Consider the following 8,051-nt stretch of genomic DNA (forward strand, 5'->3'; position numbering starts at 1 on the left):
TGTCGGACACCCGGTCACGGAAGGGGACACGGTGTCCGCAGCAGCGCACGTCCTGGTCACGCTCCTCGTCATGCTCGGCATGTTCGTCGTGATCCCGATGGGCCTCTCGCTCATCGGCGGGCGGCGGCTCACCCGTATCCGCCGGCGCTGGCCGCTCGCCGCCCTCGCGGGCTCGGCCGCGCTCTGGCTGCCGCGCGGTCCGGTCGCCGTCCTCTGCGCGGCCGGGTACACGGCGGCCACCCTGGTACTCGCCGCGCAGGCCCCGCGGCGGCTCGCCCGCACCCGCTCGCTCGCGCCGTCCGAGATCGCGGTGCTGACCGCGCTGGCCACTCCGGCCGTCGCCGGGATCGCGCTGGTCGCCGAGCGCGCGGGGCACCGGCTGCTCGGTTTCGACCTCGACACCCTGGCACTGACCGTGGCGCACTTCCACTTCGCCGGATTCGCCGCGGCGCTGGTCGCAGGGCTGGTCTGCCGCGGTGCGGGCACCGGCCGGGCGGGCCGGACCGCGGCGTACAGCGTGCCGGCGGGCACCCTGCTGGTGCTCGCCGGATACTTCGTCAACGACTGGGCCGAGCTGGCCGGCGCGCTCGTACTGACCGGCGGCATGTGGCTGGTGGCGCTGCTGACCTGGCGCGAGCTGCGGCCGCGCGGGCGGGACCGGACGACCCGCGCGCTGCTCGGCTGCTCCGCGGTCGTCCTCGTCGCGACCATGCTGCTCGCCCTGAGCTGGGCGGTCGGCGAGGCGACGGGGCTGCCGCACCTCTCGCTCGGCTGGACGGCCGCCACCCACGGCCTCGGCAACGCCCTCGGGTTCGCCCTGTGCGCCGTGGTCGCCCAGCAACGACTGCGGGCCGGGGCGAGCCCGTCCCCGAGCGCCCGCGGTCCGGCCCGCGGCCTCCCGGCACCGGCCGTCCCCGCCCCGAAGGAGCGCACCGCATGACCGACGTCAACTACCCCGAAGTGGGCGGCACTCGGCACACCCCGCTGCCGCCCGGCTATCACCATCTCCACCAGGAGATGCCGATCGGCCACGGCCGCGCCGTGCTGGCGGCGGCCGGTGAGGCGGTCACCACCTTCCGGATGCACCGCGCGGCGGGCGTCGGCATCCGGGCCGACGCGCCGCGGGCCGCCCCGGGGGGGCCGTCGAGGTCTCGCTGGGCATCGGCCCGCTGCGGCTGCGGGCACCGTGCCGGGTGGTGTGGAGCGTGGCCGAGGAGGACCGCGTCGGCTTCGCGTACGGCACCCGCGACGGGCACCCCGAGCGCGGCGAGGAGGCGTTCACGGTCACCCTGCGGGCGGACGGCTCGGTGTGGTTCACCGTCACCGCCTTCAGCCGGCCGGACCGGTTCTGGACCCGCCTCGCGGGCCCCCTGGTCCCCGTTCTGCAGCGCGCGTACGCCCGGCATTGCGGCCGGACCCTGCGCCGGCTGGCGAACCGCCCCCGCCCCGGCGGCCGTTGAGGCGCTCCGACGGGCCGTCGGGGGCGGCGCGGCCGGGACTTTGGTCCCCCGGCGGCCGGGACCACCCGGTCCCTGAGGAGGACGCCGGCGCCCGGCCGCGGGACTAGCCTCGACAACGGGCCGCCGCCGGCGGCCGGCGACAGCCGGCCGGAGCGGTGTACGCGAGGGGGCGGCCCGAAGTGCGGTGAGAACGAGGCGTCCGCACGGGTCCCCGGACCGGTACGGACGCGCAGAGGAGCGGAGATGGCCGACGCGAGGATCCCGGACCGGCACACCGCGTTCTTGGACCAGGACGCCGCGGAGGTGGTCGCGGACGCACTGGCCCGGACCCCGTACGCGGCCGGCTGCTGTGCCCGGACCGAAGCCGCGGTACTGCTGCACGGGCCGGACCCCGCCGAGGGCACCGGCGGCGTGGCCGGCCACCCCCGGTACGTCGTACGCGGCGAGGCGGTCGCGCGGCGGCTGGAGGAGCTGCTGCGGTCGTTGTGGGGGATCTCCTGCCGGACGTATGTGGTACCGGCTCCCGGCGCGGACGACGGCCGGCGGGCAGCGGCCGCGCACGGTCCGGACGGCGTCCCCCGCCCGCTCCACCACCCCGTGTCGCGCGCCTACGCGGTGGAGCCCGATCCGTCCGGCCCCCGGCCGCCCGTCGCGGAGCTCCACGGTCCGGACGAGCTGCCGCGACCGCTGCTGCTCGCTCGCGCCCGGGAGTGCTGCCGGCGGGCCGCGCTGCGGGCGGCGTTCCTGGCCGGCGGGACGGTCGTGCCGGGGGTGCGCACCGCGCACGGGATGGAGGACCGCCGGATCGAGATCGTCTGCGCCTCACCCGCCGTCGCGGACACCGTGGCCGCGCTGACCGGGGCGGTGGCGCTGCGCCCCGCCGAGATCCGGCCGGACGGACCGGCTCCGCTCGTGGTGCTGCACGGGCTGGACGCCACCCGCCGGCTGCTCTCCGCCGCCGGGCTGGCCTGGACGCCGGAGATCCAGCGGCTGCTGCGCAACACGTACAGCAGCGGGCCCACGGCCCAGGACGTCCGCGACGCGGTGGCGCGGGTCGGCGGCGCCGCACCGTCCGAGGTCCTGGAGGCCGCCCGGCTGCGCCTGGCCGCGCCCGCCGTCTCGCTGACCGCGCTGAGCAGGCTGAACGGCGGCCGGCCGTCGGTACGCACCCTCACCCTGCGCCTCAACCGGCTGATGGCACTGGCCCAGGCGCGTCCGGCCCCCGCCGCACCCGCACCGTCACCCCCGCCCGCATCGGCACCGGCTTCCGCGTCCGCTCCCGGTTCCGGAGCCCCCGGCTGATTGCCCGCCCCGTTCACCGGCTCGCCGCCCGCTCGGGAGCGGTCGCCGCGGGGGCGCGTACGGCTGTGGGCCGGGCTACGCCGTTCCGGGAATGCGCGGGTCACCGCCCCGGCCTAAGGTGAGCGCATGGCCGCGTTCCGGTGGATATCGGCCCCGGTCCGCGGCGCGCGACCGAGGGCAGGGGGCGCGCCTGTCCCGGGGCCGGGGCGCCGCACGCCATGACCGGACAGCACCGGCCACGGCGCGACGGGTACGACCCGCGTACCGGCCGGGATCCGCGCCGGGGCACGGAGGACGCGCCCGCGATGTACCGCCATGAGCCCGTCGGCCTGCACACCCGGCTCTCGCTCAACCGGATGGGCACCTTCGACTGGGACCTGGACAGCGGGCGCATGATCCTGGACTCCGGCGCGCTGGCCGTCTTCGATCTGCGCGCGGACGAGTACGACGGCAGACCGCAGTCGCTGTCCGCACGGGTACCGGCCGACGAGGGTCGGCGGATGGACTCGACGCTCGCCCAGGCCCTCCAGGACGGCAGCTCGTCCTACGGCGTGTACTTCCGCGTCCGGTGCCGCGGCGGGGCGCTGCGCTGGACGCACACCCAGGGCCGCATCCTGCACGACGGCAGCGGGCTGCCGTACCGCATCATCGGCATCGTCCGGGAGGCGACCGGTGAGCTGGCGGACTCCGCGCTGCTGCGCTCGCGCCAGCAGGAGCGGCAGCGGCAGACCGTGATGGTGCAGCACGCCACGGCGGCGCTGGCCCGCGCGCTGTCGGTCGAGGACGTCACGCGGGTGCTCGCCGACACCGAGGGCGCCCAGCGGTTCGGGGCCGACGCGCTGCTCCTGGGGCTGGTGACGGAAGGCAGGTTCGAGGTCATCACGACCGCCGGGCTGGCGGGCGAGGTGCCCGAGGGGATGACGCACTCCTGGGTGGACGACACCCTGCCGCTGTCCCATGTGGTGCGCTCGCGGCGGCCCACGTTTCTCAGCACCCGGGGCGAGCTGATCGCCCGCTACCCGCGGCTGCGCCGGTACGCCGAGATGCTGCCGGCCGGCAGTTCGGCGTTCCTGCCGCTGGTCGCCCAGGACACCGTCATCGGGTCGCTGGGGCTGTTCAACGCCGAACCGTCGGTGCAGTCGGCGGAGGCCCGGAACCTGGCGCTGGCGCTGGCCGGGGTCGTCGCGCAGTCGCTCCAGCGGGCCACCCTCTTCGACCAGGAGCGGGAGTTCGCGACGCAGCTCCAGGCGACGATGCTGCCCCGCGGGGTGCCGTCCATCACCGGCGGCGAGCTCATCGTCCGCTACCACCCGGCGAGCGTCGGGCGGGACATCGGCGGCGACTGGTACGACGTGATCCCGCTGCCGCAGGGCCAAACCGGGCTGGTCGTCGGCGATGTGCAGGGCCACGACACCCATGCGGCGGCCGTGATGGGCCAGTTGCGCATCGCCCTGCGCGCCTATGCCAGCGAGGGGCACACACCGGAGACCGTGCTGGTGCGGGCCTCCCGTTTCCTGGCCGAGCTGGAGACCGAGCGGTTCGCGACCTGTACGTACATCCAGGCCGATCTGGAGTCCGGGGCGCTGCACGTGGCGCGGGCCGGGCACCTGGGTCCGCTGATCAGTGACAGTTCCCGGCACATCGACTGGCCGGAGATCCCGGGCGGTCTGCCGCTGGGCCTGGCCACGGTCTTCGGGCACGACCACTTCCCGGAGACCCAGCTGTTCCTGGAGCCGGGATCGACGCTGCTGCTGTGCACCGACGGTCTGGTGGAGCAGCCGGGCCAGGACATCTCGGCGGGCATCGACGCGCTGTCCGAGGCGGTCCGCACCGGGCCCGCGGAGCTGGAGACCCTCGCCGACCAGCTCTCGGACCAGCTGTGGGCCGAGCCCGGTTCGGAGGACGACATGGCCCTCCTGCTGCTGCACCGGCTGCCGGGCCCGGGACCGGCCACCACACCGCGGCTGCGGCTCCACATCCACCAGGCGGATCCCGCCGGGACGGCGCAGGTCCGCTCGGCGCTGCGCCGCACCCTCGACCAGTGGCGGGCGGGCGCCGTGACGCACGATGTGGAGGTCGCCGCCACCGAGCTGATCGTCAACGCGCTGACGCACACCGAGAGCGGCGCCCTGGTCTGCGTGGAGCTGCTGCCCGGCACCCCGCGGCGGATCCGGCTGGAGGTCGAGGACCGCTCCAGCCAGTGGCCACGACGGCGCAGCCCCGGCGAGACCGCCACCTCCGGCCGCGGGCTGATGCTGGTCGAGGCGCTCGCGGACCGCTGGGGCGCCGAACCGCGCGGCTCCGGCAAGGCGCTGTGGTGCGAGTTCGACGTACCGGACGCGGGGGACGGGGCGGAGAAGGGGCACGCGGCGGACGCTCCGGGGGCTCCGGGGGCTCCGCACGCTCCCGGCCCGGAGCCCGGACGCTGAACTCCCTCACGGGCGGCGTGCGGTGGCCGGCCGTCTGTCCTTCGGGGTGCGCCCGGCCGGGAACCCCGAAGGGCCGACCTCTTTGCGTAGACGGCAAAGAGGCCATGGCGACCGCCGCCCGCCGATGGATCATGGCTCGGACGGCGGACCGCATCCGGTTCCGGAACCGGCCTGCCGCCGCGCTCGGCCAAGAACAGCTCGACGCCCCGGAGGATTCATGTCGCAACCCGCCCAGGCCACGGAACGCACCCACCGTCTGGTCCCCTCTCCCGCCGGCCGGATCCATCTGGTGGAGCAGGGCACCGGGCCGCTGGTCCTGCTGCTCCACGGGTTCCCGGAGTCCTGGTACTCCTGGCGCCACCAGCTGCCGGCACTGGCCGCCGCCGGGTACCGCGCGGTCGCCGTCGACGTCCGCGGCTACGGCCGCTCCGCCAAACCCGAGGACACGGCCGCGTACCGGATGCTCGACCTGGTCGAGGACAACGTCGCCGTGGTGCACGCCCTGGGCGAGCGGTCGGCGGTGGTCGTGGGCCACGACTGGGGCGCGACCACAGCCGCCAACACCGCCCTGCTCAGGCCCGATGTCTTCCGCGCAGTCGGCCTGCTGAGCGTGCCCTACGCCCCGCGCGGCGGACCGCGGCCCGGTGAGATCTTCGCGCGGATGGGCGGGGACGAGGAGTTCTACGTCTCCTACTTCCAGGAGCCCGGACGGGCCGAGAGCGAGATGGAACCCGACATCCGCGGCTGGCTCGCGGGTTTCTACGCCGCCTTCTCGGGCGACACCATGCCCGCACCCGGCGCACCGGACCCGCACTTCATCGGCCGGGGCGGACAGCTCCGCGACCGGTTCCCGGCCGGCAAGCTGCCCGGCTGGCTCGGCGAGGACGATCTCGACGTCTATGCCGGGGAGTTCGAGCGGACCGGGATGCGCGGGGCGCTCAACCGCTACCGGAACATGGACCGCGACTGGGCGGATCTCGCCGACTTCGACGGCGCCCCCATCCCCCAGCCGTCCCTGTTCATCGGCGGCGCTCTGGACGCCTCCACGACCTGGCTGGCCGACGCGATCGAGGCGTACCCCACCACGTTGCCCGGTCTGGTCTCCTCGCACGTCCTCGACGGCTGCGGCCACTGGATCCAGCAGGAGCGCCCCGACGAGGTGAACCGGCTGCTGACCGGCTGGCTCGCCGCGCTGCCCGCCTGAAGGGGCTCCCCGGGATCCGCCCATGTCCGCGGATCCCGGGAACCGGGCCGGTCCCCGTCCCGCCACCGGACCCCGATCGGCCGACGTTCGCCCACGTACGCTCAGTCCTGGGGCCCGTACCACACCGTGGTGATGTTGCAGAACTCGCGGATGCCGTGCCCGGAGAGCTCGCGTCCGTAGCCGGAGCGTTTGGCGCCGCCGAACGGCAGTCCCGGGTGCGAGGCCGTCATACCGTTGAAGAACACGCCGCCGGCCTGCAAGTCCCGTACCAGCCGCTCCTGTTCGGCCGCGTCGCGGGTCCAGGCGTTGGAACTCAGCCCGAACGGCGAGTCGTTGGCGACCGCCACCGCCTCGTCCAGGTCGGCGACCCGGTAGAGGGTGGCGACCGGACCGAACGCCTCCTCGTGGTGGATGCGCATCCCGGGGGTGACGCCGGTGAGCACCGTCGGCTCGTAGAACCAGCCCGCGGGGTGCCGGGGCGGGCGCCGGCCGCCGCACATCGCCCGCGCGCCCCGGTGGACCGCGTCGTCGACCAGTTCCTCCAGGTCGGAGCGGCCCTGCTCGCTGACGAGCGGCCCGACATCGGTGCCCTCGTCCATCGGGTCACCGACCGTCAGCGCGGCCATCCCCGCGGTGAACCGCTCCGCGAACGCGTCGTAGACATCGGTGTGGACGATGAACCGCTTGGCGGCGATACAGGACTGACCGTTGTTCTGGACCCGCGCGCGCACGCCGGTGGCGGCCGCCTTGTCGAGGTCGGCGGAGGGCAGGACGAGGTACGGGTCGCTGCCGCCGAGTTCCAGCACCGTCTTCTTGACCTCGTCACCGGCGATGGCGGCGACCGAGCGGCCGGCCGGTTCGCTGCCGGTCAGTGTGGCGGCGGCGATCCGCGGGTCACGCAGCACGTCCTCGACGGCGCCGGAGCCGATCAGCAGGGTCTGGAAGCAGCCCCGGGGAAAGCCCGCCCGGCGGAAGAGCTCCTCCAGGTAGAGGGCGGTCTGCGGGACGTTCGACGCGTGTTTGAGCAGCCCGGTGTTGCCCGCCATCAGGGCGGGCGCGGCGAACCGCACGACCTGCCAGAGCGGGAAGTTCCACGGCATCACCGCGAGGACGGTGCCCAGCGGGCGGTAGCGCACCAGGGCGCGGGCGGCTCCGGAGTCGCGCACGTCGGCGGGGTCGGGGGCCTCGTCGGCGAGGAGTTCCTCGGCGCGGGTCGCGTACCAGCGCATGGCCTTGACACATTTGGCGGCCTCGGCGCGCGCCGCGGCCAGCGGTTTGCCCATCTCGGTGGTCATGGTGCGGGCGATGGACTCCTGGTCGGCTTCGAGCAGTTCGGCGGCCTTGTGCAGCAGCTCGGCCCGGTGGGCGAACGATGTCGTGCGGTGCTCCTGGAAGGCCCGCTCGGCCAGGACCAGACGGTCTTCGAGCTCGCCCGCGTTGAGGGCGTCGAAGGTCTTGAGGGTCTCGCCGGTGGCCGGATTGACCGTGGCGATCGCCATGATCAGCACCTCCTCGGTGGTGCGGGGCCGCCCCTAACGGAGCGGGGTGGGGGCCGGGGACGGCTCGGGGACCGGGTCCGGGCCGGGGCCGGGCGGGCGCGGTACCGGGGAGGGCGGTACCGGGTCGGGCGGTCCAGGCGGGGGCGGTGGTCCGGGG

At 75.2% G+C, this 8,051-nt stretch carries 5 protein-coding genes and 1 pseudogene; 5 read left to right on the plus strand and 1 reads right to left on the minus strand.

The window, feature by feature from the left end; all coding sequences use genetic code 11:
* The first annotated feature begins 70 nt into the window (after positions 1-70).
* The 5 genes and pseudogenes from IH09_RS29970 (at position 71) to IH09_RS29990 (ending at position 6,395) form a co-directional block, all read left to right on the plus strand.
* Positions 71-940 carry a YndJ family protein gene (locus IH09_RS29970; RefSeq protein WP_110952667.1) on the plus strand — a complete coding sequence of 290 codons (870 nt, stop codon included), beginning with the start codon at positions 71-73 and terminating at the stop codon, positions 938-940.
* A pseudogene (locus IH09_RS29975) lies at positions 937-1,460 on the plus strand (DUF1990 family protein). Before IH09_RS29970 ends, IH09_RS29975 begins: the two are co-directional and overlap by 4 nt.
* A 243-nt stretch (positions 1,461-1,703) precedes the next feature.
* Entirely contained in the window at positions 1,704-2,762 is a 1,059-nt protein-coding gene (locus IH09_RS29980; protein WP_052860663.1) for a hypothetical protein, read from the plus strand.
* Between the two features lie 218 nt (positions 2,763-2,980).
* Positions 2,981-5,191, plus strand: coding sequence for a SpoIIE family protein phosphatase (locus IH09_RS29985; protein WP_110952666.1), 2,211 nt, complete (start codon positions 2,981-2,983; stop codon positions 5,189-5,191).
* A gap of 217 nt (positions 5,192-5,408) precedes the next feature.
* Entirely contained in the window at positions 5,409-6,395 is a 987-nt protein-coding gene (locus IH09_RS29990) for an alpha/beta fold hydrolase (RefSeq protein WP_052860664.1), read from the plus strand.
* A 101-nt stretch (positions 6,396-6,496) separates the two neighbouring features.
* On the opposite strand, the gene IH09_RS29995 is transcribed toward IH09_RS29990, so the two are convergent.
* Positions 6,497-7,894 (minus strand): NADP-dependent succinic semialdehyde dehydrogenase, encoded by a 1,398-nt coding sequence (locus IH09_RS29995; protein WP_052860665.1) that lies wholly within the window; start codon positions 7,892-7,894, stop codon positions 6,497-6,499.
* Between the last annotated feature and the right edge of the window lie 157 nt (positions 7,895-8,051).

Source organism: Streptomyces celluloflavus, assembly GCA_000720995.1.
Lineage (GTDB): Bacteria > Actinomycetota > Actinomycetes > Streptomycetales > Streptomycetaceae > Streptomyces > Streptomyces celluloflavus.